This window comes from Paraburkholderia sp. UCT31 (assembly GCF_014397655.1).
Lineage (GTDB): Bacteria > Pseudomonadota > Gammaproteobacteria > Burkholderiales > Burkholderiaceae > Paraburkholderia > Paraburkholderia tuberum.
Map to the genome: position 1 here is coordinate 27549 of NZ_VZQP01000055.1, position 26488 is coordinate 54036.

The following is a 26488-nucleotide window of genomic DNA, read 5'->3' on the forward strand; positions in this document are numbered from 1 at the left end:
ACAGCAGGGCTCAGGCGATCAGCCTGAGCTTGCTGCGCCTATCGAGCAGCCAGCGCTCGAACTCGGTGGCGGGCATCGGCTTCGCGTACAGGAAGCCCTGCACGTAATCGACGCCGAGCCCCTTCATGAAGGCTTCTTCCGCCTCGGTTTCGATCCCTTCGGCGACCACCTGGAAATCGAGCTCCTGCGCGACGGCGACCATCGAGCGCACCAGCGCCTGTGCCTTCATATCCGCGTGGATCGAGCCCGTGAAGCTGCGGTCGAGCTTGATCACGTCGAGCGGAATACGGCCGAGTTGCGACAGCGACGAGTAGCCGGTGCCGAAATCGTCGAGATGCACCTGCGCGCCGAGTTGGCGGAACTGCTTGATCAGCTCGATCGCGGCCGCTTCGTTTTCGATCAGGCAGCTTTCGGTCAGTTCGAGGTCGACGAGGCATGGATCGAGACTCGCGTGCTGCAATGCCTCGGTGAAATGGCGGACCACGGCTGTATCCGTGAGCTGTCGCGCCGACACGTTGATCGCGACGCGCAGGTCATAGCCGGCCGCTTTCCAGCGGGCCGCCTGTTTCGCTGCGGTTTCCATCACCCAGCGGCCGAGCACGCCGATCAGTCCGGATTCCTCGGCATAACGGATGAATTCCGCCGGCATGATCTGGCCGCGCTCCGGCGAATTCCAGCGCACCAGCGCTTCGGCGCCTTGCACGGCGCCCGTCGCGAGTTTCAGCTTCGGCTGATAGTGCAGCGCCAACTGGCCTTCCTCGAGTCCGCGGCGCAGATTCGTGTCGAGCCACATGAACTCCGCGACGCGGCGATTCATGTCCGGCGAGAACACGCGATGCGTGCGCTTGCCTTCGTCCTTCGCGACGTACATCGCCGTGTCGGCCGAACGGATCAGCGATTCGAGGGTTTCGCCATGTTCGGGCGAACGCGCGATGCCGATCGAGCAGCCGGTATAGACCTCGACGAGCCCGACGGCGAACGGCATGCGCATACGATCGAGAATGCGCTGCGCGGTGTTTTCCAGGTCATGCGCGGAGCCCTTCGCCGCGAGCACGATGAATTCGTCGCCGCCCAGACGCGCGAGCGAGTCGCCCGGATTCAGGCAGTCGCGGATCGCGTCCGACACGTCGCAGATCAGGCGGTCGCCGAACACGTGGCCGTAGTGATCGTTGACCTTCTTGAAGTTGTCGAGATCGAGAAACAGGACGCCGACAGTTTCGCCCGGCGCGGCCAGTTCGATCGCGATCTGGATGCGCTCCTGGATTGCGTTGCGATTGGCGAGGCCAGTGAGCGGGTCGGTGGTGGCCTGTTCGATCAGGCGGTCCTGCGCGAGCCGTTGCTCGGTGATGTCGGTGCCCGAGCAGATCAGGAACTGCTCTTCGATGCCGCTGCCGCTGCGCACGAATTTGTTGCGAAACAGGAACAGCCGTTCGCCGTGCACCGTTTTGATGCGCCGTTCGATCTCGTACGGTTCGCCACGATTGAAAAAGTTCGCGCTGACCTCGTTCGAGACCCCGCCGTCGTCGGACGACATGAACAACGTCCAGACGCTGCGGCCGATGATGTCCTCTTCCCTGAGTCCGGTCAGCTCCTCGGCGAGCCGGTTGAAGCGCTGTATCCGGCCGTTCCGGTCGACGATCACGACGACCGAATTGACCTCCGAGACGACCTGTTCAGCGAACGACAGACCGTGCAGCAGCGCTCGCGCGACGGATTCGGTGTCGCCATCGGCCGACGCGGTGCCGCCCCAGCGATGACAATCGAGTTTCTTGCCGACCAGATGCAGCCGCAGCGGCGCGGCGTCCAACTGAACGTCGACGACGACGTGGGAGGTCACGCCGCTCAGCGCGCGGACCAGGGAAGCTTGAGAAGAGGTGAGGGAAATGGCGACGCCGACAGCCGCGTGGCCGTGCGCAGGCACGAGTTCCAGCATGTCGCTGGCGGCCGCCAGGCGCCAGCAAGGGCTGCTCGTGCCGAACCGCGCGTGAAGCACCTGGTCGTGTAGCTGGTCGCTCATGAAATCCCCGGAGTGTGCCGGCGGTCCCAATCAAGGCGGGCGGCGGCAGACAGTCTTCCTCATACTAAAGTGAAACTGCCTCATTGTATCTAAGCGTGACAATTCGAGCGAAGAATCATTAACGTTTTGCTAACCATGAGTATGGGCCGGCGCGGCCGCGCGCGGCGCGATTATTACGACGCCACGACGACGTCGCTAGAGGCGACGCGCCAGCAGCGCGCGGGCGCGTTCGCGTTCGGGCGGGTTGGCGTCGAGCGCCGCGTCGAACCGGAACTTGCCGGCCACAAGCGTGGCCGCCACCACGCCGTCGCGATACAGCACGCGGTTTCCGGTCACGGCCGGCACCTTGTCGCCGACCAGCAGCGTGCCGACGAGATTCAGCGGATCGGTCCCAGCAACGCAGATAAGAGCACCGTCGTTCGGCTGCCGGCGCACCTCGCGCAGCAGCGGAATCGCCTCGGGCAGCGCGAACTGCTCGCCCGCGAGTCCGTTGACGAACCGTCCGCCGCGGATCACGCCGCGCGCCTCGAGCCGCTGCAGAACGCGCAGCAGATCGCGCCACGGCGGAAGCCATTCGGCCTCGCGTTCGAGCGCGCGCCAGAACACGACACCGTAGCGGCGCAGCAACGTCATTGCGACGTGTTCGAGCGCCTCGGGCGGCAACTGGCGCCGCCGTTCGGGGGGATTTTCCGGCGCGCCGGCGGACGGACGGCTTACGAGCGCCCAGCGCCCCGCGTCGTCCATGCCGCCGATCAGCGCGCTCGCTCGCGCGCGCCGGCTGCTGGAAAACGCGTTGCGTTTGGCGACCGGCTTCAGCAACGCGCGCAAGCCCGCGAAGCTGTCGGAGTTCGCGAGGCCGGCCGCGACCAGCTCGCCGAGCGCGTTTTCGAGCTCCATGCGCAGCACGCGCACCTCGGCGAGCAGTTCGTCGAAGAACATCGCGCCGTGTTGCGCGAGGGTGTCGTGCACGCTTTGCGCGAGCGCCGACAACTCGACCTGGCGCGCCGGATCGAGCAGCGCGCGCCACGCACGCAGCTGGACGCGCGGCAGCAGCACGATCGGCGTGCCGCGGACCGGACCGGCGGCGCCGCGCGCCCGCTCGGTCAGGCGGGTCCAGACGATCTTGCCGGCGCGGCATAGCTCATCGAGCGAACTGCTGGCGTAGGCACGCACGCGCGCGGGCAGGATGTCTTCCTCCCACGCGCCGGCCGCGGCCTGGAAGCCTTCGAGCTGGTCGAGCGCGGCGGCGAGCGCGTCGCGGCCTTCGGCGCGCGACGTCGGCGTCAGATGCTGCCATTCGAACAGGAAGCGCATAAAGTCGTGCCGCTCGACCGGCTCGATCTCACGCCGCAGCCGCCTCACCGTGTAGCGGTGGATGCGTGCGAGCAGGTGTCGTTCGCACCATTGCTCGTCGCTCGTGTGCGGCGTGAAGCGGCCGCGCAACAGATAGCCTTCGGCTTCGAGCCGGATCAGCGCCTGTTCGATCCGGTCGGCCGGCAAACCGAGCGGACGCGCGATCGCCTCGACCGTCAGCGGGCCGAAGCCGGTCAGCCGCGCGCGCAACACGTCGACGAGCGCGTCGTCGGCGCTCCAGCTCTCGGTGTAGCCCTTCGGGGCGCTCAGCGGCGGTGTGTAGCGATTGCGCGCGATGCCGGGGTACAGCGCTTCGAAACAGGTGAGGCGTTCGGCGGGCAGCCACAGTGCGCTGTCGCTGTCGCTGGCGTTGTCGTTGCCCGTGCTCGCGTTGGCTTGCGCGGCCAGCGGCAAGCGCGTCGCCCGGCCGGTTTTCGCCAACGCCGCAAGCAGCGTCGGCCAATCCTCGTGCGCGAGCGCCTCGGCCCCGGTGATGCACGCGAGGCCCGTCAGCGCTTCGTGCATTTCGTCGGCGTTGCGCGCCTGCGGCCACGCCTCGTCGCGCACGCTGTCGATCGCGGCGGCGTCGAGCGCGCCAAGGTCGTCGGCGCTTTCAGGGTCCGTCCAGCGGCGGTTCAGCACCGCCTGGGTGCGGCGCTCCTCGATCGGCGCGTCGTCGAGATACGCGTAGGGCTTCGCGGTCAGGATTTCGGCGGCGAGCGGTGACGGCGCCGGCAGATCACGCGCGACGAGCCGCAACTCGCCGCGCTCGATGCGGCGCAGCAGCGCGAGCCAGCGTTCGCTGTCCATCGCCTCGTGCAGACAGTCGTCGATGGTTTGGTCGACTAAGGGGTGGCGCGGCACCTCGCGTTCGCCGACGACGTTCTCCAGACACGCGGCCTGCTCGGGAAACACGCTCGCGAGCAGATCCTCGCTGCGCATGCGCTGCAGTTGCGGCGCGGTCTTGCGGCCGCCCGTGTAGCGCGGCAGGCCGAGCGCGGTCGTCGCGTTCCAGCGCCAGCGCACGCCGAACAATGGCGCATCGAGCAGTGCCTGGATCAGCAGATGTTCGGCGCTGTTCGAGTGCAGATAGCGCCAGACCTCGTCGAGCACGAACGAGTGGCTGCCGGTCAGCGACAGCACGATCGCGTCTTCGGTGGCGGCGGCCTGCAACTCGAAGTTGAAGCCGCGGCAGAAGCGCTTGCGCAGCGCGAGCCCCCACGCGCGGTTCACGCGGCTGCCGAACGGCGAGTGGATCACGAGCTGGGTGCCGCCCGATTCGTCGAAGAAGCGCTCCATCACCAGCGTGCTCTGCGTCGGCAGTACGCCGAGCGCGGCGCGCGCACGCGCCAGGTATTCGACGATCTGGCGCGCGGCGGACTCGTCGAGCGCGAGCTCGTCGGCGAGCCAGGCGATGGCGCGGTCGAGGCGCGCGGCCGTGGGTTCGGCTTCGCTCGCGGGCAGCGTGGCTGCGGCGGTTGCGGACGCCGTTGTGGTCTGCGTCGCGCTCTGCGCCACGGCAGCTTTCGCTTTGCGTCCTCTCTTTGCCGCGGATTTCGCGGGCGTTGCGGCTGCTTCGAATTGCGCCGCGGCGATTGGCACCGACGCAACCGCGTGTGACGCCGGCTCGCCCTCCGTCAGCAAACGCTCGACCTGCTCCCGCAATCTCGTGACCGCGAAAGACAGCTCGTCGCTGCGCCCCGGCGCCTCGCCGAGCCAGAACGGAATGTTCGGCGGTTGCCCTTGTGCGTCCTCGACCCGCACCCGGCCACTCTCGATTCGCAGAATCCGGTACGACGCGTTGCCGAGCTGGAACACATCGCCGGCGAGGCTTTCGACCGCGAAGTCCTCGTTGACGGTGCCGATATTGATCGCCTGCGGTTCGAGCACGACGGCGTAATCGGCGTTTTCGGGGATCGTGCCGCCCGACGTTACGGCGACCAGCTTGCCGCCGCGCCGGCCGCGCAGCGTGCCGCTTACCGCATCGCGATGCACGTACGCGGCACGCGGACCGTGGCGGCTCGTGTAGCCCTCGGCGAGCATGCGCAGCACCGCGTCGTATTGCTCGCGCGACAGATCCGCGTACGGCGCTGCGCGCCGCAGCATGTCGAACAGCGCATCCTCGCTCCACTCGGCGCTCGACACTTCCGCGACGATCTGTTGCGCGAGCACGTCGAGCGGCGCGCGCGGGATGCGTAGCGCATCGAGTTCGCCACGCCGCACGCAATCGAGCAGCGCCGCGCATTCGAGCAGGTCGTCGCGCGAGGCTGGAAAGAGCCGCCCCTTCGGCATGCCGCCGACGTGGTGGCCCGAGCGGCCGACGCGTTGCAGGAACGGCGCGATCGCGCGTGGCGAACCCATCTGGCAGGCGAGGTCGACGTCGCCGATATCGATGCCGAGTTCGAGCGAAGCGGTCGCGATCAGCACGCGCAGTTCGCCGCGTTTCAGGCGCTGTTCGGCGTCGAAACGATGTTCTTTCGCGAGACTGCCGTGATGCGCGGCGACCGCGTCCTTGCCGAGCCGCTCGGTCAGATGACGCGCGGCGCGCTCGGCCATCCGGCGCGTGTTGACGAAGATCAGCGTCGTGCGGTGCTGCGCGACCAGCTCGGCGAGCCGGTCGTAGACGCGCTCCCACACTTCGTTGGCCATCACCGCTTCGAGCGGTACCGGCGGGATCTCGAGCGCGAGATCGCGCGCGCGGACGTGGCCGACGTCGATCACCGCGCACTCGGCCGGTACGTCGCTCTCGAGGCTCGCGCCGCCGACCAGAAACCGCGCGACCGCGCTGACCGGCTTTTGCGTCGCCGACAGCCCGATGCGCGGCAGGCGCCGGGCGCAGAGGGCGTCGAGCCGTTCGAGGCTCAGCGCGAGATGACTGCCGCGCTTGCTGCCGGCGAGCGCATGAATCTCATCGACGATCACCGTGCGCACCGTCGCCAGCATGCGGCGGCCAGAATCCGAGCCGAGCAGCACGTACAGCGACTCGGGCGTCGTCACGAGAATGTGCGGCGCGCGCTTTTTCAACGCATTGCGTTCCTGCTGCGTGGTGTCGCCGGTGCGCACCGCGGTGCGAATGTCGAGCGGCGGCAGGCCGAGCCTGTCGAGTTCGGCGGCGATGCCTTGCAGCGGCAGTTGCAGATTCAGGCGGATGTCGTTCGAAAGCGCCTTCAGCGGCGACACGTAGACGACCAGCGTTTCGTCGGGCAGCGTGCCGCCGTTCGCGAGGCCTTGCGAGACCAGGTCGTTCAGCGCGGACAGGAACGCGGTCAGCGTCTTGCCGGAGCCCGTCGGCGCGGCGACCAGCGTCGAGCGGCCGCGACGGATCTGCGGCCACGCGGCGGCTTGTGCGTCGGTCGGGGCGGCGAAGGTTTGCTGGAACCAGTTGGCGACGGCTGGGTGAAAACCGTCGAGCGCCTGCTGGGCTGGCGGTAAGGCTGGCGCGGCGGCGCGCGCCGCGCTCGCGGTGGAGCGGGCCTTGCGGGAGCGGGGCGCCGCGTCGAGTGCGGCGGAAGTCTTTGCCGAAGTCATGCTTGTGCAGATGAGGGCGGCGCGGGCGATATCCAGTCGGCACCGGGCAATGTCGACCGTTTTGTGGTTGTGGGTCATTCCACGCTGACGGCGCAATAGCCGTCAGTCTCGCAGGTTTTCGCCGCTCGTGCGCGGCGCATCGGGCTTCGCGCCGCTGTTGGAATTCGTAGTCTTTTGCGGCGTGTGTGCCGCTCCTACCAACCTCCGCCGATTGCAGTACGCTTGACGACTCTTCCTGCACCCACGATGGAGCGTCGACGATGCGATATAACCAGTTGGGCCGTACCGGTGTGTTTGTTTCAGAGTTGTGTTTGGGCACGATGACCTTCGGCGGTGGCGAAGGCATCTGGCGGCAGATCGGCGATCTGCAGCAGAACGACGCGGAGCGGCTGGTCGGCCGGGCGCTCGACGCGGGCATCAATTTCATCGACACCGCCGACGTTTACGCGGGCGGCCTGTCCGAGCAGATCACCGGCCAGGCGCTGAAGAATCTGCAAGTACCGCGCGACAAGGTCGTGATCGCGACCAAGGTGTTCGGCCAGACCGGCGAGTTCGCAAACGCGCGCGGCGCGTCGCGCTATCACGTCCTCGACGGCATCAAGGCGAGCCTGAAGCGTCTGCAACTCGATCACGTCGACCTGTATCAGATCCACGGTTTCGATCCGGCCACGCCGATCGAAGAAACCGTGCGCGCGCTCGATACGCTCGTGCAGCACGGCCACGTGCGCTACGTCGGCGTGTCGAACTGGGCCGCGTGGCAGATCGCGAAGGCGCTCGGCATCGCCGAGCGGCTCGGCACCGCGCGCTTCGAAACGCTGCAGGCGTATTACACGCTCGCGGGCCGGGATCTCGAACGCGAACTCGTGCCGATGCTGCAAAGCGAAGGCCTCGGCCTGATGGTGTGGAGTCCGCTCGCGGGCGGTTTGCTGAGCGGCAAATACGGACGCGAGCAGCAGGCCGAAGCGGGCAGCCGTCGCACGAACTTCGATTTTCCGCCGGTCGATCGCGAGCGCGCGTATGACTGCATCGACGTGATGCGCGAAATCGCTGCAGCGAAAAACGTCTCGGTCGCGCAGATCGCGCTGGCGTGGCTGCTGCATCAGCGTGTCGTCAGCACGGTCATCGTCGGCGCGAAGAAAATCGAGCAGCTCGACGACAACATCGCGGCGACCAACGTCGCGCTATCCGCCGATGAGCTCGCGAAGCTGGCCGAAGTCAGCGCGCTGCCGGCGGAGTACCCCGGCTGGATGCTGGAGCGGCAGGGCGAGCAACGCCGGCAGCAGCTGGCCGAGGTTCGGCACGTCGTGCAGCGATAACGCGACGGCGTACTCGCGTTCGCCCTGGAAGCCCGAATCTTCATCGATGGGCCGCGCGAGTTTCATGCTCGCGCGCGCGGGCCTGAGGCGGTCGACCGGAAAAAACGCCAACTCGTGAAGACGATCCACCGCTCTCAGGTTCTCCGCGGCCATTTCGTTTCGGCACTCGCTCAGGTCTCGACGTCCGCGAGACTGAAAGTCTCCGTCTTGTCGTTGTACGAGAAGATTTCCGCGTAACGTCCCAGCGCATCAAGAACGAAGCAGTTCCCGGTTTGCGCACAACGATTCAGTTCTGAGGAACGGTCATCAGGCTGGTACGCGTTTGATCGATCGCTTCAACAAGGGCCGCGCGCCGCATCGCCGGACATGATCGGTCGATGCGGCACGTAAGGACGGACGATGACTTGGCAATCGCTGCGTCTAATCATCAGTCTCGCTTACCCCTGCGTATGCGCGGCGACCGCGTCCAGCGTGCGCGCCGAGTACACCAGCGTCGCGCCCGCGTTGATCGCCATCGCGACGCCGAGCGCTTCGGCGATTTCCTCGCGGGTCGCGCCGTGCTTCAGCGCCTCGGCCGTATGGACCGTGATACAGCCGTCACAGCGCAGGCTGACCGCTACCGCGAGCGCAATCAGCTCGCGCATTTTCGCGCCGAGCAGGTCGGTCTTCTGACCGGCGCTCGACATCGCCTGATACGCCTTCACGCTTTCGGGCGCGAGCTTCGACATTTCGCCGATACGGCCGAACAGTTCCTTGCGGTAATCGATCCAGTTCAACATGGCAGTGCTCCTTGGTCCGTTGCGCGCCGGCGGTCGCCGGCGTCGCGCGACAAAGTATTGCGCCGCGCCGCGATATCCTGAATACTCATTCGACTCAACTTTTAGCGCGCTCGTCTCATGGACACGCTCAGTCGCCTGATCGACCTTGCCCGGCCGCAAGCGAGTCTCGATCTTCGCTGCCTGCTATCAGGCGCATTCGACATCGATCACGCGCCGCTGGAGGCGGGCGTTGCGCCCTTTCATCTGGTGCTCGACGGCAGCTGTGTGATCGAGACCGCCGCCGGCGAGCCGCTCGAATTGCAGGCCGGCGATTTCATGCTGTTTCCGCGTGGCGCCGCGCATCGCATGCGCGACGTAAAGCGCTCGGCGGGTGGCCTGCCGTTGACGCTCGGGCATGACGGCATGCTGCCGGTGCGGCGCAACGATGGCCACGAAACCACTGCCACGGCCGCGCACGCGCCCAACGACACCGCGATTCATGACGGCGTCGATCTGCTGTGTGGCCGCTTCGTCTATGCACCCGGTTCATCGGCGTTGCTGCTCAATGTGCTGCCCGATCCGCTGCACGTATCGCTCGGGGATGCGCAAACGCTCGATGCGTTGCAGACGATGATCACTCTGATGCGCGGCGAAGCGGAGCGGCGTCAGCCTGGCGCGCTCGCGATCGTGACGGCCTTGAGCCACGCGCTGTTCGCGATGGCACTGCGCGTGCACGGCGAGCGCAATGCGAACGGCACCGGGATGCTCGCGTTGCTGACGGACGCACGCCTCGGCGCATCGGTGCAGGCCATGCTCGACGCGCCCGAACGCGCATGGACGATCTCTGAACTCGGCGAGCGCGCGGCGATGTCGCGCGCGACCTACGCGCGCCACTTCAACGCGCGCGCGGGCGTGACCGTGATGGATTTTCTGACGCAGATCCGCATGGCGATCGCCAGCGATCTGCTGTTGCGCACACAACGCAGCGCGGCGGACATCGGCGAGGCGGTCGGCTATCAATCGGAGGCGGCGTTCGGCAAGGCGTTCGCGCAAAGCGTCGGTGTGACGCCGGGACGTTACCGGCGCCGCACACCAACGGACGATGCTCTGGATGACTGACTAAAGACTCAACGCGTGGGCGATTCTATCTGGGCGGTCCGCCCTTGCTGAACGCGCGCCTTTCGAACGACGCCATCAGTCGCGCGACCACGAGCGCGCAGACCGTGCCGAGCGTCACTTCGGCAAGCCGCAGAAAGGCCTTGTCCCACGCCGGGCCGATGCCTGGCGCCAGCAGCATGATCGTCGCGGTGATGCCGCCGAGGCGCGCTGCGCTGCCGACGTTGACGACCCAGCAGATCAGGATCGCGACCGCCACGGTCGCCGCGTACGCGGCAAAATGGCCGCCGCCCGCGAGCGTGCCGATCAGCCCGCAAATACCGCCGACCATCGCACCGATGAACTGGTCGCGCGACAGCTTGCGGGTGTCGATATAACTATGCTGGCTCACCGCGATCGCGGTGATCGCGGCCCAGAACGCCTGCTCGGTGTGCAGCGTGCGACCGATGCCGAACGCGAGGCTCGCGCCCGCCACGGCCTGCACGGCCATGAAGCCGCCCTCGATCAAGCGGTCGCCGAGCGGCAGCGTCTTCAGGAAAGCGAACAGCGCATCGGCGGCGTGCGTGCGTGAGGAAGGGCTTGAATCGTCGGACGGAGTCATCGGATGAAGGCGGCTCGGCGGGGCAGGAGGTCCCGTATTCTAGCGGCTCCGCTTCACGCTTTCACCGCGAGCTAGATCTTGCCGAACAGCGCGCGCGGCCGGTCGCGTAGCGTGTGCGCGAGAATCTGCAGGCCACGCGTCAACTGCTCGCGCGACTCGGCGCAAGCGAGGTTGATGCGCACGCCGTGCTCGACCGTCGAGCGATCGACCGCGAACGCGGAAGCGGGCATCGTGTTGACCCCGCGCGCGAGCGCGTTTGCCGCGAAGTCGTCCGAGCGCCACGGCGGCGGCACGCGCAACCACACGAACATGCATGCGGGGTCGCTCTCCGGTCAGTTGACCTCGCTGTCGACCTCGACCGCGACCGGCTTCAGCACCGCACAAAGCTGCGTTACGTTGCTATCGACCGGACTGAGCACGACCAACAGCAACCTGAGCCAGCTGTCGACCTCGACTTCAACGGCGATCAGCGCCGCAGAAAGCGGCGTAGCGTCACTGTCGACCGGGCTCAACACCACCAACAGCAATCTCGCGTCGTTGTCCACCGGCCTCACCACGGCGTCGAGCAGTGTGACGGCACTGTCGACAGGCATCGCCAACGGCACCGTCGGCCTCGTGCAGCAGGTCGGCGGCGCGCCGGGCAATGGCACGGTAACGGTCGGCGCGAACACGGGCGGCAACGTCGTCGACTTCGTGGGCACCGCGGGCGCGAGCCAACTGACCGGCGTCGCCGCGGGCACAGCGCCGACCGATGCGGTCAACGTGAGCCAGTTGCAGGCGGTGACCTCGATCGACAACGACGCGGTGCTGTACGACAACGCGTCCCATGCAAGCGTGACGCTCGGCGGTGTCGGCGCCAGCGTTGCGCTGGGGTCGGGCGCACAGGCGAGCGGCGCGGGTTCGTCGGCGCTCGGCGCGAATGCGGTTGCGGCCGCGCCCAACTCGGTCGCGCTCGGTGCGGGCTCCGCCGCCAGCGACGCGAACTCGGTGTCGATCGGCTCGCTCGGTCACGAACGGACGATCTCGAACGTCGCGCCGGGCGTCAGTCCGACCGACGCGGTCAACATGCAGCAGTTGGACTCGGTTCAGCAGGGGGTGAACGCGGTGGCGCGCCAGGCCTATTCAGGCATCGCCGGCGCGACCGCGTTGACGATGATCCCGGACGTCGACCCCGGCAAGACCCTCTCGGTTGGAATCGGCTCGGGCAACTACAAGGGCTACACGGCCGTTGCAATCGGCTTTTCCGCGCGGGTGACCGCCAACCTGAAGGTCAAGGGCGGCGTCGGTACGAGCGCGACGGGGAAACCGGCTGTATGTCCGCGACGATCCCGATCCATTACCGCCGCCGACGCGCGGCCGGATGCTCGCGCGCCAGATCGAATCACTGATAAGGGGGGGGATCGTGCAATATGACCCCCCCTTCGAAAACACCATCCCCCCCTCCCAAAGGGGGGCGATTTGAAAGGCGACTGGCTCTATCGTTCTTCTCGAAATTCACAATGCATACGGGGCCGGCGCCGCTGGCCGCTCACGCCGACCTGGTGCCGTCTGCGATTTTCTATGTTGGCTTTTTCGTCCTGTTTGAACTGGTTGCTCGTGTGAGTGAAATTCCAGATGCAAATGTCTTTCGCCGCATCTGTCGAGCGGGCCGGTCTTCAAGTCGCCAGGGCGAAAGAAAAAAGGTGATAGATGAATATCCTGCTGGTGGAAGACAATCCCGCGCAAGCTGATTCGGTCGAAAGGGAAATCGGGCAATCCGGGCATCGAATAAACAAGGTCGAGCGGGGCAAGGACGCAATCAGTTTTCTTCAGGCCAACGAGGTCGATCTCGTGGTGCTCGACTGGGAATTGCCGGGCATGAGCGGCTTCGAGGTGCTGTACTGGATACGCCGTCACCTGGGCCGCGAACCCGCGGTGCTGTTCGTGACCAGCCGGCTTCTGGAAGTCGACATCGTGCAGGCGCTGGACGCCGGCGCGGATGACTACGTCGTCAAGCCGTTCCGGGCCAAAGAGCTGGGGGCACGGGTAGGCGCGCTGTTGCGTCGCACACGACGCAGCATCAAGGTGGAAAGTGCAATCGCGGTTGGGCCGTATGTCTTCGACGTCACGCAGCGCAGTGTTTTTCTGCACGGCGAATCGATCTTGTTGACGGAAAAGGAATTCGACGTGGCGGCCTATTTCTTCGCGAACCTCGGACGGGTCGTTTCCAAGCGGCTTCTGGCGAAGCTTGCGTGGGGCCGCGAGCTGGATAGTACGTCGCGCACGATCGACACGCATATCTACCGGCTGCGACGCAAGCTGACCCTGCATCCGGACAACGGCGTGCGATTGACGACCGTCTATACGCACGGCTACCGGCTCGACGAGGTCGCTGCTGGCAGCGCGGAAGCGCAAGCGCCGGCGAGCGCCGAGCCGGAAGACGCTGTCGCGGAGAAGGACAGGTCCGAGCAGGGCGCGCAAAACGATCTCCGCTAGCGATCCGACACGAGACCATGAGCGACCTGAAGCGGATTGCGCTGGTCGCGCCTCGTTGCGCGGATCCTCATTGAGTCGTCATACGGTTCGGCGTATCTTGAAAGCAAATTCACAACGACCCTCCATGCCTCTCACGGATAGCCGGTGAGAGGACACCTCATGAATACAACCGCTGATAGTTTCGAGCGTGAATGGATCGTGTCGCTGATCCAGACCAAGATGATGCCGCCGCGTCTTCCCGCGGGTTGCGTGCAACGGCCGGGATTGCTCCGGCGACTCGATGAACGACGTCCGCGTCACATTACGCTCGTGAGCGCGCCCGCGGGTTTCGGCAAAACGACCTTGCTTGCCGCGTGGAGCGACGCGCAAACGAGAAAGAAGCGTCCCGTTGCGTGGCTCAGTCTCGATGAAGAAGACGACGATCCGCAGCAACTCGGGGCCTATCTGGTGACGGCGCTTTGTCGCGCGTCGAAGGAGATCGCGTGGCAGGCACAGCAACTTCTCGATAACGATGCACACACGCCGGTCAGAACGGTCATTTCAGTGCTGCTCAATGGCATCGCCGCATACGGCCGCGGTGTTTTCCTGGTGCTCGACGACGTCGACCGTCTGAGCGCGAAACCCGTTCTCGCGATCGTGTCGCGCCTGCTGCGCTACGCGCCCGACAACCTGCACGTGCTGCTCGGCGCGCGCGGCGAACCGGCGCTGTCGCTGAGCGGGCTGCGCTCGCCCGACAAACTTTCGCGTGTGAATGTCGACGATCTGCGCTTTTCGCTCGACGATGCTCAGGCGTTTTTCGACCACACCGGTAACGCGCTGCTCAACCGCAACAGCGTCGAGTTGTTGAACAGCGCGACGGAAGGCTGGGTGGCCGGTTTGCAACTGGCTTCGCTCGGACTGAACCGGATCGATGACGTGGCCGCGCTCGCCAGTCATCTCGCCGGTTCCCGCTTCGGCATCGATCGCTACCTGAACGATACGGTGTTTGCGCATTTGCCGCCGCCCATGCTGACGTTTTTGCTTTACACGTCGATTCTCGAGCGGCTTACGGCGACGCTGTGCGACGATGTCATGGGCGGTGAGGAAAGCGGAGAAAAGCTGGACTGGCTCGAGCGGCATAACGTGTTCATCCGGCCGCTCGATGAGACGCAGAACTGGTATCGCTATCACGCATTGCTGAGCGATGCGCTTCGCCGCCGTCTCATGCGTCAGACGCCAGGACAGGTTCCGTTGCTGCATCGCCGGGCCAGCCTGTGGTTCGCGCGGGCTCGCCTGTGGCGCGAAGCCGTGCGACATGCGCTGGCCGCGGGCGACATCGGGCAGGCGGCGCAGTGGGCCGAAAACTGTGCGATGGAGATGCTCCAACGCGGCGACCCGTTCAGGCTGCCGGGCTGGATTCGCAAACTGCCGCCGGACGTGATCGCGGGTCGACTGCGCTTGCGTCTGGCGAAAGCCTGGGCTCTCGCGATGTCGCTTGAGACCGCGCGCGCGTCGAAGGAGATCGGCGAGATTGCCGACGAGTTCGAACGAATGGCCCGTGATGATCGGTCGGTAGCCGACGAGGTCGCATGGGCGGAGATCAACGCGATCCACGCGATGATCGCTTGCGTGAACGACGACAGCGAACATGCGCTGGAACTCGGGCGTGCCGTTGAGGCATCGACGGCGCCTGCGGAACCGTGGGTACGCCATTACGGGCAAAGCGCGGAGATTTTCGGCTTGATGTATAGAGGGCAGTTCGCCTACATCTCCCGCGTATGGAGAGCGCGGGTCGATCAGGTGGGACTCAGCCGGAAACCGAACAGCGCGGATATGTTGCGCGACGCGGTGTACGGCATCGCCGCGCTGATACACGGCGAACTTCCCGATGCGAGGCGGGTGATGGAGGTCGCGATGCGGTACTCCGAAGACAAGCTAGGAGAGTGGTCGGCGGGCGCGGCCGCGGTAGCCGGTTGCCTTGCGTCGATTTACTACGAGTGCAACGAGCTGTCCAAGGCGCGGAAGTTGATCGACGGTCGCATGACCATCGCGCTGGAGACTTCGCCGCTCGCCGCATTGATGCGCTATATGCTCACCGCGTCGCGCCTGCTGTGGCGGGATGGCAAAAAAGGGCCGGCGCTCGCCGTTCTCGAGGACGGTCGACAGCTCGCGATAACCCGTCGATGGTTGCGTCTGAAGCTCGCGTGCGATGCGGAAACCGTCAGACAGCTGCTTGCCGACGGAAGGGTGGTCGAGGCGCGACAGGTCACCGACGAACTGAGCGCGAGTGTACCGATGATGTGCGAAGGGCGACGGGGCTCGGCGATGGAAACGTGGGCAAGCTACTGCGTGCTGCAAGCCCGCGTTCTGCTCGCTGAAAATGCCGCCGGCGACGCCGTTGGTTTTCTCTCGCGCTCACTCGACAATCTGGTTGCACTGGGCTGGCGCTATGCCGAGGCCGTCGTTTCGCTGCTGCTTTCTCTCGCGCATGAGCAGAACGGTGCTTCGGAACAGGCGTTCGCCGCGCTGGGAAACGCGCTGCGGATCGGCGGCGCGATGGGGATGATCAATAGCTTCGTGGACGAGGGGCCGCCGATGCGTGCGTTACTGGAACGCTTTCGCCGCACGCCATCGGAAATCGCGACCGGGCACGCCACGTCTATCGGCACGGTGCTGTCGGCTTTCGACGAGGCGGATAACACGCCATCTTCTTCGTCGAGCTATGCCGACACGAAGATAACGCCGGGCACACTGAGCGCGCGAGAACTCGAAATACTGGGCTACGTCGCTCGCGGGCTGTCCAACAAGGAAATCGGACGATCATTGAATCTGGCACCCGAGACGGTCAAATGGCACATGAAGAACGTGTTCGAAAAACTGAACGTCAATTCGCGGTACGAGGCCGTGCAGAGTGTCTTCGGCATTCAGCCTGGAGCCGACTGAAGCGCCGTGCCGCGTGATGGCGCCGTCATCCGGTCACCTCACCGCGGCTCTCGTCCAAACGCTTCGCGCAGCTTGCGCTTGGCCCGCTGCAACGTATCGCGCCGCTCCTTCGGCAGGTTTCGGCCCGCTCGATTGGTGTAGAAATTGAGCATCGACATCGCCGATTGAAACGGCGTGCCCTTGCGTCGACGGCTCACCGTCGACGAGTGCTTCAACGATTGCGCGATGGACTCCGCGCTGCCGGTTTTGAAAATATCCTTCCGGATGTCCATCGCGTCGCTCGTTTCCATTACGTGATGCGACCATCTCTTCGCGCCGGACGCGCCGTTCGACTTCGAGGTTTTGGCGCGATGCGCGGCATGCGCCCGCGCGTGGCGCTGACGCGGTGGCCGTCCCGACTTGCCACGAGACACAGGGCATTTCGATTTGCTGCTGGTCTTTCGGGTCGCCATTGTGTGGTCTCCTGAAGCGGAATGTCGGACTCGCCACGCGTCGAAAATGGTCGATTTGGCGATCAGAGCTTCACGCCACCGGCCTCGGGCGCATCCGACGAACCCGTGGGAATGTCATCGGCGCCGAGGTCGTCGCGCCTCGTATAGACGTCGCCGCCCCAGTACGGTTCGCTGCCGTAGTACTGATGCACGGTGGTGGCCCACGTCTGATCCGCCATCGATGGCCAGTGATCCTTATCAAATCCCGGTGCGTTCTTTACGCGCTCGGCCACCATGTTCAGCACGAAGCATTTTTCCTGCGTATCGAGTGTCAGCGCACTCCACGGAATCGCGAGCAGCTTGTCGCCGATGCCGAGAAAACCTCCGCTCGACAGCACCGCATACGCGACGCGGCCCGAACGCACGTCTAGCATGATGTCCTTGATCTTGCCGATGTGCTCGCCGTCGCTGCTGATAACCTTGTTGCCGTCGAGCGTAGCCGCGGCCATTACATCCGGACCTGGGCCTTCCGCGGTCGCGGCGCCTTTACCGACGATGTTCGCACCTTGTGTCTGGGTCTGCATCACCATGATGGGCTCCTTTTGAAGGGGTGAATGTACCGAGGCATTTAGCAACGGCCGTTCCATCTAGCCATGCGGCGCCGTTACGCCGTGGCGCGCGGCGCATCCGCGCGACGAGGCACCGCGTACGTAAAGGATGCAAGCGCGTTTGCAATTATTTCGTCCGTGCCGACGCTAGCGCTGATCAGCGAAGCGCGGCATAGGCCTTGCTCGACTCTCAGTGATGGCAGCAGGGAACCGAAGGATCGCACCCGTCCTTTTACTTCAGGGAGAACCCAGATGAGCAAGTATCCGAAGGCATGGCTGTTCGCGGCATGTGTGGTCGCGTCTGGCGCCGTCGCGTCGGGCGCCGCGTTCGCGCAGGCGGGCGGCGGTAACGGCAATAGCGGCACCGGCGGCGGCAACGCGCATGGCGCGGCGACCGCGGCGCCGACGGCGGGCAACGAGCCCGCGTCGAATGTCACGGGCAGCACCATGGGATCGACTTCGTCGATGAAACATCATCACAAGAAGTCGAACGCAAACAAGCCGATGACCGATACGACGAACACGCCCGGCGCCAATGCCAGCAGCGATACGAAGGGACAGTAACGCTGGATCGATGCGGGCGCGGCCATGCACCTGTGCGTTCGTCGTAACGCGCCGGCGTCGATTCAGCGCTGAGCCCGTCACTGGGCCCTTGGTTTCGGTTCGGATGCCATTTGCCGCGCAGCGCGCCGCGTACGAACGCGTGCCGTGGCTCGCAAATGTGCCGCGGCGCTTTTGTCTTTCGCGGCGGAGGCATTCTTGCGCACCACGCGCGACTTTTTTAGCAGACTCGTCAACGAACCGTTGATACTGTCGTCGACCGACGACTCCCGCGTCTTGCGTCCTTTGCCACCGGATGCGCGCGCGAGTTTCGCCGCACGCTTTTCCGCCTGCGCGAGCAGCACCGCAAAGGCCACTTCATCTACCTTGAGTCCGCTGCGCGATTGGCCTGGCGCGAGGCTCTGCAACTCGTCCGCCTCGAACGCGCCGATGATCGCCGGGTGGATATAGCAGCGCCGGCAGACGGCGGGCGTATTGCGTAGCAGCGTCGCCACTTCTTTCACGGTCGCGACGATATGACGACGCGCTTCGGCCGCGCTGCTGCACATCAAGCGGCGCAATGCCGCCAGCGCGTACACGCTGCCGGCCCACGTGCGGTAGTCCTTGGCGGTGAAGTCCGCGCCGCTTACGCGGCGCAGGTAGTCGTTGATATCCGTCGAGCCGACGCTGTGGCGCGTGCCGTCTTCGTCGAGATACTGGAACAGGTCGTGACCGGGCAGCTCCGCGCAACGTCGCACGATGCGCTTGATGTTCGGATTGTCCACTGTCACGTCGTGCTCGATGCCGCTCTTGCCGCGAAACTGGAAGCGCAATTGACCGGCCCTGATCTTCACATGCTTCTTGCGCAGCGTCGTCAATCCGTACGAGTGGTTATCGCGCGCGTATTCTGCGCTGCCGATGCGGATCAGCGTCGTGTCGAGCAACTGCACGATGGCCGCGACGACCTTGTCGAGCGGCATGCCGGGCAGCTTCAGATCACGCGCCACGCACGCGCGGATTTTGGGCAATGCGCGGCCGAACTCGGCCATCCGTTCGTACTTGTCGGCGTCGCGCGTTTCGCGCCAGCGGGGGTGATAGCGGTACTGCTTGCGGCCGCGCGCGTCGCGGCCGGTCGCCTGCAGATGACCGCGCGGATCGGGGCAGATCCACACGTTTTCGTACGCGGGTGGAATCGCGAGCGAATTGATGCGTTGAATCTCGTCCTCATCGACGATGCGCTTGCCGTCGACGTCGAAATAGATGAAGCCGTTCCGGTCGCGCTTGCGTGTGTAGCCGGGCCTCGTGTCGTCGGCGTGGCGCAGTCCCGGCGGCATCGGTTGGGGTGCGGTGTTGCCGTTCGCGGTGGTCGGGCTGCGTGATGCGGTCGTGGAATGAGTCGCGGTAGCCATTGTTGCAGGTAGAAGTTTCAAACCCGGTTCGAACCGGTTCGCCGGGTAGGTGCGATGTGTGCCGTGTGATCGGCGGGAAGCAAGGGGGATGCCATCGACAGGTGACCCAGCGCGCTGAGGCGGAACGGTCCTTGCGGAAAGGTCGACGTGACCAACCGGAAAGGGAGCTTTCATGAGCAGCACACTCAACCCCGATGAAGAGCCGCAGCAGACCGTCAAGCAAACGTCCGGCACGACGGGCGCGCTGGGTCCCAGCGACTCGTCCGATAGCGGCAGCGACGTGGCGGGCGCAAAGCGTCACGATTTCGACGTCGATACGGAGCTCGACAATCACGCGCTCGAAGCCGGCGACGCCGCACTCGGCAGCGATACCGATCGCTCAGGTACGGGCGAGCGCGCGTCGGCCGATGGCGATTCGACGTTGGAGATGGACCGCGATATCGACACCGACCACGTCGTCGATCCGCAAGTGCCGCCGGGCGCGGAACGCTCCGACGAAGACGAAAACGACGTCTGACCACGGTGCTTTTGCACGCGCGGCGGCTCGAGCTGAACGGTGCAACCGCAGCGTCGGTGCACCGCCAACTGTCAGCCCGCTGAACACTGCCTCAAGCAGGCACGTTTTTTGCTGAACCACGCTTAGCGAAGGCGCAGACCTATGCACATGCATCACGGGCAAGTGCATGAGCGCGGCGCCGCACGAAGGAGAGCACGCATGACTGATGCACTGAATGGCTACAAGGTAGCGGTACTCGCCGTAGATGGTTTCGAGCAGGCAGAACTCATGGAGCCGAAACGCGCGCTCACCGAGGCGGGCGCGACGGTCCATGTGATCTCGGCGAAGCCGGGCAAGATCCAGGGCTTCAAACACATCGACAAGGGCGATTCCGTCGACGTCGATGCGACCTTCGACAAGGCCAGTCCCGACGACTACGACGCGCTGGTGTTGCCGGGCGGCGTCGTGAACGGCGACGCGCTGCGACTGCTGCCGCAGGCGCAGGCGTTCGTCAAAGCGGTCGACAACGCGAAGAAGCCGATCGCGGTGATCTGTCACGGCGCGTGGCTGCCGGTATCGGCGGGGATCATCAAGGGGCGCACGGTGACGAGCTGGCCTAGCCTGCAGGACGATATTCGCAACGCGGGCGGCACGTGGGTCGATCAGGAAGTGGTCGAGGACGGCAATCTTATTTCGAGCCGCAAACCCGACGACCTTCCCGCGTTCAACAAGGCGCTGATCGCGCAACTGACGAAGCGCAAGGCGGCTTGATAGCGGGCGGCCGGTTGGCTTCGGAGCCTGCGCATCGGTGATTCGACAGGGAGAAAATGCATGAAATTCCGGTATTCCCTACAAGTGTTGACTGCCGCGCTGGCCGTGTTGGGCGTGAGCGCGGCATCGATCGACACGGCCCGCGCGCAGGCGAGCGATGCGCCCGCGAGCGCAGCGCCGACCGGCGGCACGACGCTGTCACCCGCGGATCAGCAGTTCGTGCTCGAAGCGTCGAAGTCGGACGCCACTGAAATCGCCGCTGGCAAGGTCGCGCTGAAGAACTCCAACGATCCGCATGTCAGGAAGTTCGCTCAACAGATGATCGCCGACCACACGAAGCTGTCGCACGCAATGGCCGGGCTGGTCGCGAAGAAGGGCTTCAAGCCGACGCCGTCCGCGGATTCCGCGCTGGTCGGCAAACTGCAGACGTTGAAGGGCACCGAGTTCGATCAGGCCTATGTCGAGCAGGTCGGCGTGGAAGCGCATCAGCGCGCGGTCGACCTGTTCCAGCAGCAAAGCGAGAGCGGCACCGACTCGCAACTGAAGGCCGCGGCCGCGCAAGCGCTGCCGACCATCAAGCATCACCTCGAGATGGCGGAGCAACTGGCCGGCAAATTGAAGGGCTCGTCATGAACGCGATCCTGCCACGGCCTGCTTATGAGGACTCTCTGATGCAGATCACTTTCCCCGATGACGAAGCGGCCTTCGACGGCGCCAATCTGACCGTGCGCTTTCGTGCGCGCGTCGATGGCGAGCCCGTGGTTTGCGCGATCACTGCCGAGGCTCTGGAAGATCATTTCGGCGCGGAGTCCGCGCTTGAAGCGGCGTTGATGGCCGCTTTCGACAGAGGCCGTCAGCGCATCCGCTCGGTCTGCGCGGAAGCGCTCGACCAGAACGACGGAGAAAGCGTAGTGTTGCATAGCGGACTGTTCAGAGTGGAAGGCATGGAACCGGATCGCGGCGCCGCGGCGTAGCGCCGCTGCGTGTCGCATTGACTGGGCGCGCTGCTTCCGACTCGCGCCACCGGCGACAGGATGGTCCGCGAGCGGCAATTAACGATAAGGAGGCCGTATGTCACTCATCGTCGCAGCACGCTTCACGACTTTTCCCGCTGCGGAAAGCGCGGCGCAAAAACTGTTCGATGCGGGTTTCGTGGAAGAGGACGTCACGCTGTTTTTCGTCAATCCGCGCGGCCAGCATGCGCGTTTCCCGATCGGCGGCGACACCGATACCGACCCCGGCGCGCGAGAAGCGCCTAAAGGTGCGGGCATGGGCGTGACGATCGGCGCGGTGATTGGCGCGGTGATTGGCGTGGCGATCTTCGCGGTGTTTTCCGCGCCGCTGCTGGTGTCGCTGATCGCGGCCGGCGTCGGCGCGTATGTCGGCTCGCTGGTCGGCGCGATGTCGCGCACCAGGGAGCGCGGCAAATCGGACCATCGCGTGCCGTATCACGAGGAGGCGCGCGATTCGGGCGTGCTCGTCGCCGTGCACGTGTCGCCCGACAATCAGCTGGACGCCGCGCGCGTGCTGCGTGAGGCGGGCGGCGTGTCGATCGAGAAGGCGACCGGCCGCTGGCAGCAGGGACGCTGGGCCGATTTCGATCCGCTGAAGACGCCCGAGCCGATCAAGGAATTCGCGGAGAAGCGCGCGTGATATGAGCGACTCGGCAGACCAACAAAAAACGGCCCGATGACGATCATCGGGCCGTTTTCCGTTTTCCGTTTTCCGCGCTGTTTCCACGTCGCGCGACACCCGCGGTTGCCGCGCATCGCGCGGCGGCTGCGATCGTTCGAGCTGCCTTTCGCTACGCATCGGCTCGCGCGAGGTGCCGGGCACGCGTGATGCGTGCTATCGAATGCAGCCCGCCGCGCGTCGAACCGCTTCATCGCGAGGCACATAAAAAGGCCCGCGCGGCGGATTCCGCGATGAACGAAACCCTTGGAGGTATTGAATGGCTACCAACGTTGTTTCCGTATTGAATGATCTGGTCGAAACGTCGAAGGATGGCGAAAAGGGCTTTATGAAGGCAGCCGAGGATGCGCACGACGACCAGCTGAAGATGCTGTTCCGTTCGAGTGCCGAGGACTGCTCGCGCGGCGCGCGTGAGTTGCAGGATGCCGTTCAGACTCTGGGCGGCAAGCCCGAAACCGGCGGCAGCATGAGCGGTGCGCTGCATCGCGGCTGGGTCGACGTGAAATCGGCGGTAGCGAATCGCAGCGACCATGCGATTCTTGCCGAGTGCGAAAAAGGCGAGGACGTCGCGAAGAAACGCTATCACGACGCGCTGGAGAAGGATTTGCCGGCGGACGTGCGGGCAATCGTCGAGCGGCAGTACCAGGGCGTGCTGCAAACGCACGACCGCGTGCGCGATCTGCGCGACCAGTATGCGGCGATGAAGCGCTGATCGACGCGTCAGTGCAATAAGGAAGAGCCGGCTCTGCCAGCCGGCTCTGTTACGTTCTGTTCAGTCGAATCGGTGCGACCCGATCGCGCGGATATCAGTCAGCCGCGACCTTCAGATGGTTCTTCACACTGGTCACGCCCTTCACGCTTTGCACGACATCTTCGGCGGCGGACTTGTCGTCGGCCGAAGGCACCGAACCCGTGAGCCACACGACGCCCTTGCGGGTCTTCACGTGGATATGCGTCGATTTGACGTTCTTCGCGGCAAGCAGATCAGCCTTGACCTTGGTCGTGATGGTGCCATCGTCGATATGCTGGCCGACGCTTTCCGACGCCGCGGGCGGGGCCGAAGCGCTGGTCTGGGCGTTCGCGTTCAGCGCGAACGCGACGACGGCGATGCTGCCTGCGGTCTTCAGAAGCTGGATCGTCTTCATGGTTCTCTCCATCAGGTGGTAATGAAAATGGCGGTCTTGTTGGCCGGTGGCCGATCGCGGCCGAAGCCGCTGATGAGACACGTGGGGTCGTCGCCGCTACGGTACCGTCAGGGGCCCGTTTCTCGACACCGGACGCTGTACTCGCATCCGCGCTCGATCGAGGCGTTTGCGAAGGGCTGCGTCCGTCCACACACCGTTGCTCCGCAACCATCGTGCCTGCCGGCTGCGAGCCAATCCGTGCCGCTCGCGAAAGCCGCATGCACCGGGGAGTTTCGACTGACGAATACGGTTGCAGTGCGGCCATGCGCGAGGCCGCCGGAGAGGAGAAGAAAGGGACCGGAAATTGCCTGCCGTTTGTAAAAACCGGCGCGCCCGATCAGGGCAATTCATCCTCCTGAATAAACAAAGCGCAATCAAAACAGCGTCTTGCGCGAACTGGTACGGACGTTGCGTTGGTCAGTGAACTCGGCTCGTTGAGTCTGAGGCTACTAACGAACGGGATCACTCCAATGCCTTCAATCGAACTACGTACAAGGCAGTCTCTCGCACTGACGCCTCGTCTTCAGCAGTCGGTGCGGCTCTTGCAATTGTCGGCTCTCGAGTTCCAGCAGGAATTGCGCACGGCGCTCGATACCAATCCGTTCCTCGAATACGACTCATCCGAAGCGGAAGACGTCGCGCTCGCCGGCACGACGCCAGGCGAAGGTGAAGACGCCAACGCGCCGCCCGCCGTCGATACGCTTGCCGCCGCCGAGCCGGACGGACTGCCGGCGGAAAGCGCCGGTAGCGATACGCTCGAAAGCGCGGGCCAGGACGACATGCCCGCCGATTTTTCCGGCGACTACGGTTCGCGCAACTCGACGCGCCAGAACGGCGACGCGGACGGCAGCGACCCGGGCGATTGGGCTCGCTCGCAACCCACGCTGCGCGAGCAGTTGCACGACGCGTTGCGCCTGTACCGGCTAGACGACCGCGATCGCGCGGTGGCCCGTTTCATCATCGAGGCGCTCGACGACGACGGCTATCTGCGGCAATCGCTGGCCGACCTGGCCGATAGCGTCGATCTGGAACCCACGCTAACCGAGGAAGAACTGCTGGTGGCGTTGCGCCTCGTGCAGGCGCTCGATCGTCCGGGGCTCGGCGCGCGTTCGCTATCGGAATGCCTCGCGCTGCAGATCAATGCGCTACCCGCCAATACGCCGGGACGTGACGTCGCGCGGCAGATCGCCGAGCATCATCTGGAAAGGCTCGCGCGCCGCGAGCAGGCCGAGTTGCAAAAACAGATCGGCTGCAGCGCGGAGGAATTGCGTGTGGCTTGCGCGTTGGTGCGCAAGCTCGATCCGAAGCCCGGCAATTGCTACGGCCGCACCGAGGACAACTATGTCGTGCCCGACGTGATCGTGCGTCAGGTGCGCAACAAGTGGGTCGTGTCGATCAATCCGGCGGTGCAGCCGCGGGCGCGAATCCATCGCATGTATGCGCAGCTGTTCGCGCAGTCGGCCGGCGCGAGCCGTTCGCCGCTCGCGCAGCAGCTGCAGGAGGCGCGCTGGCTGATCCGCAACGCGCAACAGCGCTTCGATACGATCCAGCGGGTTGCCGAATGCATCGTCGCGCATCAGAAGGCGTTCTTCCTGTACGGCGAGATCGCGCTGAAGCCGATGGTGCTGCGTGACGTGGCTGACGAGCTGGGCCTGCACGAATCCACGATCTCGCGCGCGACGGGCAACAAATATATGGCGACGCCGCGCGGCATCTTCGAGTTCAAGCATTTCTTCCCGCGCGAGCTCGGCACCGAAAGCGGCGGAACCTGCTCGGCCGCCGCGGTGCGCGCGCTGCTCAAGGAGATGATCGCCGCGGAAAATACACGCGATCCACTGTCGGACGTGACGCTCGCGAAGATGCTCGCGGATCAGGGCGTGCTGGTCGCGCGACGCACGGTGGCGAAATACCGGCATCTGATGAAGGTACCGCCGGCTGAACTGCGCCGGCAGCTTTGACGCGCCGAAGTTTTAACGGGGGTTTGAAGCACAACAGTCATTCAAACAGCAGTACATTGCGCACAGGGTCATGCGAGGTTATCCACTCGCATGACCCTTTTTCGTATCTGGACGTTTCGCCGGTGTGCCTTTACATTGGCGGGTCAATTGGAAAGAGATCGGCGGAACGGATCGCACAACAACGGGTGAGCGCAATGAAGTATTCGAATCTGGTCGAGCGACTGCAAGGGCGGCGCACGTCGGCGTGGGAAATTCATCGGGTCGCGCAGCAGGCGGCTGCCAGGGGCGAAGACGTGATCGTGCTGAGCGTCGGCGATCCCGAGTTCTCGACGCCCGCGCCGATCGTCGAGCGCGCCATCGATGCGTTGCGGGCCGGCGACACGCACTATACGGCGATGGCCGGTCGCGAGCCGCTGCGCGCCGCGATTGCCGCCGAGCACGCGCGCACGACGGGCTGCGACGTGAGCGCCGCCAACGTGGTGCTGACCGCCGGCGCGCAAAACGGCGTGTTCGCGGTGTCGCTGTGCCTGCTCGAAGCGGGCGACGAAGTGATCGTTCCCGAGCCGATGTACCTGACCTACGAGGCCTGCGTGCGCGCGGCGGGTGCGACGCTCGTCGCGGTGCCGGTCGATCCGGCGCGCGCGTTTCACGTCGACTGCGACGCGCTCGAAGCGGCGATCACGCCGCGCACGAGGGCGATATTCTTCGCGACGCCGTGCAACCCGACCGGCGTGGTGATGCAGCGCGCCGATCTGGAACGCATCGCGCGGCTCGCGTGCAAGCACGACCTGTGGGTGCTGTCCGACGAGGTCTATGCGGAACTCACGTTCGAACGCGATCACGTGAGCATTGCGTCGTTGTCCGGCATGGCGGAGCGCACGGTCACGCTCGGCAGCCTGTCGAAGTCGCATGCGATGGCGGGGTGGCGTGTCGGCTGGACAATCGGGCCCGCGACGCTGATCGAGCACATGGCGCGGCTCGCGCTCGCGATGCTGTACGGCCTGCCGGGTTTCATCCAGCAGGCCGCGTTGACGGCTTTGGAGAACAGGGCGGAGATCGTCGCCGATATTCGCGAGATCTACCGGCGGCGGCGCGACGTCGTGTTCGAGCGCTTGCATCGTGTGCCGGGCTTGCGGTGCCTGTTGCCCGAAGCGGGCATGTTCATGATGGTCGACGTCAGCGGGACCGGGCTCGATACGACCGGGTTCACATGGCAGCTGTTTCGCGCACAAGGCGTGGCCGTGCTCGACGCGAGTGCGTTCGGGGAGACGGCGACCGGCTTCGTGAGGTTGGGGCTGGTGGTGGGCGAGGAT

General features: G+C 65.2%; 22 protein-coding genes and 1 pseudogene. 14 read left to right on the forward strand and 9 right to left on the reverse strand.

Annotation, left to right across the window (positions count from 1 at the left end; translation table 11 throughout):
* Positions 1-10: 10 nt before the first annotated feature.
* Both pdeR and F6X40_RS33145 read right to left on the reverse strand, forming a co-directional pair.
* On the reverse strand, positions 11-2017 hold the full coding sequence (gene pdeR, locus F6X40_RS33140) for a cyclic di-GMP phosphodiesterase (protein ID WP_184062492.1): 2007 nt from the start codon (positions 2015-2017) through the stop codon (positions 11-13).
* Between the two features lie 195 nt (positions 2018-2212).
* Positions 2213-6898 carry a DEAD/DEAH box helicase gene (locus F6X40_RS33145; RefSeq protein WP_187630730.1) on the reverse strand — a complete coding sequence of 1562 codons (4686 nt, stop codon included), beginning with the start codon at positions 6896-6898 and terminating at the stop codon, positions 2213-2215.
* A 260-nt stretch (positions 6899-7158) separates the two neighbouring features.
* Here F6X40_RS33145 and F6X40_RS33150 point away from each other — a divergent pair, with 260 nt between their 5' ends.
* The gene (locus F6X40_RS33150; RefSeq protein ID WP_187630731.1) at positions 7159-8214 is read left to right on the forward strand and encodes an aldo/keto reductase; all 1056 of its coding nucleotides are present in this window, start codon (positions 7159-7161) and stop codon (positions 8212-8214) included.
* Between the two features lie 437 nt (positions 8215-8651).
* On the opposite strand, the gene F6X40_RS33155 is transcribed toward F6X40_RS33150, so the two are convergent.
* Positions 8652-8993 (reverse strand): carboxymuconolactone decarboxylase family protein, encoded by a 342-nt coding sequence (locus F6X40_RS33155; protein ID WP_090809722.1) that lies wholly within the window; start codon positions 8991-8993, stop codon positions 8652-8654.
* 117 nt (positions 8994-9110) lie between these two features.
* On the opposite strand from F6X40_RS33155, the gene F6X40_RS33160 reads away from it, so the two are divergent.
* Positions 9111-10091, forward strand: a complete 981-nt coding sequence (locus F6X40_RS33160) for a cupin domain-containing protein (protein WP_187630732.1) — start codon at positions 9111-9113, stop codon at positions 10089-10091.
* Between the two features lie 25 nt (positions 10092-10116).
* Here F6X40_RS33160 and F6X40_RS33165 read toward each other — a convergent pair whose 3' ends face one another.
* Positions 10117-10689, reverse strand: coding sequence for an FUSC family protein (locus tag F6X40_RS33165; protein ID WP_184062478.1), 573 nt, complete (start codon positions 10687-10689; stop codon positions 10117-10119).
* 71 nt (positions 10690-10760) lie between these two features.
* Positions 10761-11018, reverse strand: a pseudogene (locus F6X40_RS33170) (PLP-dependent aminotransferase family protein); the annotation flags it as partial.
* Here F6X40_RS33170 and F6X40_RS33175 point away from each other — a divergent pair.
* From F6X40_RS33175 to F6X40_RS33185, 3 genes are all read left to right on the forward strand, one after another.
* Positions 10999-12102 carry a YadA family autotransporter adhesin gene (locus F6X40_RS33175; protein WP_262421645.1) on the forward strand — a complete coding sequence of 368 codons (1104 nt, stop codon included), beginning with the start codon at positions 10999-11001 and terminating at the stop codon, positions 12100-12102. The pseudogene F6X40_RS33170 and the gene F6X40_RS33175 overlap by 20 nt on opposite strands.
* Positions 12103-12378: 276 nt before the next feature.
* Complete coding sequence (locus F6X40_RS33180; RefSeq protein WP_187630734.1) at positions 12379-13164, forward strand: response regulator transcription factor; 786 nt, start codon at positions 12379-12381, stop codon at positions 13162-13164.
* A gap of 159 nt (positions 13165-13323) precedes the next feature.
* A complete protein-coding gene (locus F6X40_RS33185) occupies positions 13324-16086 on the forward strand; it encodes a LuxR C-terminal-related transcriptional regulator (protein ID WP_187630735.1) in 2763 nt (920 codons plus the stop codon).
* Positions 16087-16124: 38 nt separating this feature from the next.
* On the opposite strand, the gene F6X40_RS33190 is transcribed toward F6X40_RS33185, so the two are convergent.
* Positions 16125-16538 (reverse strand): DUF3175 domain-containing protein, encoded by a 414-nt coding sequence (locus tag F6X40_RS33190; RefSeq protein WP_187630736.1) that lies wholly within the window; start codon positions 16536-16538, stop codon positions 16125-16127.
* Between the two features lie 62 nt (positions 16539-16600).
* On the reverse strand, positions 16601-17107 hold the full coding sequence (locus F6X40_RS33195; protein ID WP_187630737.1) for a PRC-barrel domain-containing protein: 507 nt from the start codon (positions 17105-17107) through the stop codon (positions 16601-16603).
* Positions 17108-17377: 270 nt separating this feature from the next.
* Here F6X40_RS33195 and F6X40_RS33200 point away from each other — a divergent pair, with 270 nt between their 5' ends.
* Entirely contained in the window at positions 17378-17689 is a 312-nt protein-coding gene (locus F6X40_RS33200) for a hypothetical protein (protein ID WP_187630738.1), read from the forward strand.
* A gap of 77 nt (positions 17690-17766) precedes the next feature.
* Here F6X40_RS33200 and F6X40_RS33205 read toward each other — a convergent pair whose 3' ends face one another.
* On the reverse strand, positions 17767-19074 hold the full coding sequence (locus tag F6X40_RS33205) for a DNA topoisomerase IB (RefSeq protein WP_187630739.1): 1308 nt from the start codon (positions 19072-19074) through the stop codon (positions 17767-17769).
* A gap of 172 nt (positions 19075-19246) precedes the next feature.
* Here F6X40_RS33205 and F6X40_RS33210 point away from each other — a divergent pair, with 172 nt between their 5' ends.
* The 6 genes from F6X40_RS33210 to F6X40_RS33235 all read left to right on the forward strand — a co-directional run bounded on the left by F6X40_RS33210 (position 19247) and on the right by F6X40_RS33235 (position 22745).
* Positions 19247-19591, forward strand: a complete 345-nt coding sequence (locus F6X40_RS33210) for a chemotaxis protein (RefSeq protein ID WP_184062462.1) — start codon at positions 19247-19249, stop codon at positions 19589-19591.
* Between the two features lie 198 nt (positions 19592-19789).
* Entirely contained in the window at positions 19790-20341 is a 552-nt protein-coding gene (locus F6X40_RS33215; protein WP_187630740.1) for a type 1 glutamine amidotransferase domain-containing protein, read from the forward strand.
* Between the two features lie 60 nt (positions 20342-20401).
* On the forward strand, positions 20402-20974 hold the full coding sequence (locus F6X40_RS33220; RefSeq protein ID WP_184062459.1) for a DUF4142 domain-containing protein: 573 nt from the start codon (positions 20402-20404) through the stop codon (positions 20972-20974).
* Positions 20971-21315: a DUF1488 domain-containing protein gene (locus F6X40_RS33225; protein WP_187630741.1), complete on the forward strand. Its 345-nt coding sequence runs from the start codon at positions 20971-20973 to the stop codon at positions 21313-21315. Before F6X40_RS33220 ends, F6X40_RS33225 begins: the two co-directional genes overlap by 4 nt.
* A gap of 97 nt (positions 21316-21412) precedes the next feature.
* Positions 21413-21994, forward strand: a complete 582-nt coding sequence (locus tag F6X40_RS33230) for a hypothetical protein (RefSeq protein ID WP_187630742.1) — start codon at positions 21413-21415, stop codon at positions 21992-21994.
* A gap of 298 nt (positions 21995-22292) precedes the next feature.
* Positions 22293-22745 carry a PA2169 family four-helix-bundle protein gene (locus tag F6X40_RS33235; RefSeq protein WP_184039760.1) on the forward strand — a complete coding sequence of 151 codons (453 nt, stop codon included), beginning with the start codon at positions 22293-22295 and terminating at the stop codon, positions 22743-22745.
* A gap of 94 nt (positions 22746-22839) precedes the next feature.
* Here the strand turns inward: F6X40_RS33235 and F6X40_RS33240 are convergent, their stop codons facing one another.
* Positions 22840-23178, reverse strand: coding sequence for a BON domain-containing protein (locus F6X40_RS33240; RefSeq protein ID WP_018425284.1), 339 nt, complete (start codon positions 23176-23178; stop codon positions 22840-22842).
* Positions 23179-23687: 509 nt separating this feature from the next.
* Between F6X40_RS33240 and F6X40_RS33245 the strand changes: the two genes are divergently transcribed.
* Both F6X40_RS33245 and F6X40_RS33250 read left to right on the forward strand, forming a co-directional pair.
* A complete protein-coding gene (locus tag F6X40_RS33245) occupies positions 23688-25175 on the forward strand; it encodes an RNA polymerase factor sigma-54 (RefSeq protein ID WP_184062450.1) in 1488 nt (495 codons plus the stop codon).
* A gap of 194 nt (positions 25176-25369) precedes the next feature.
* Positions 25370-26488, forward strand: a 1119-nt coding sequence (locus F6X40_RS33250) for a pyridoxal phosphate-dependent aminotransferase (protein WP_187630743.1), incomplete at its 3' end; no start/stop codon positions are given.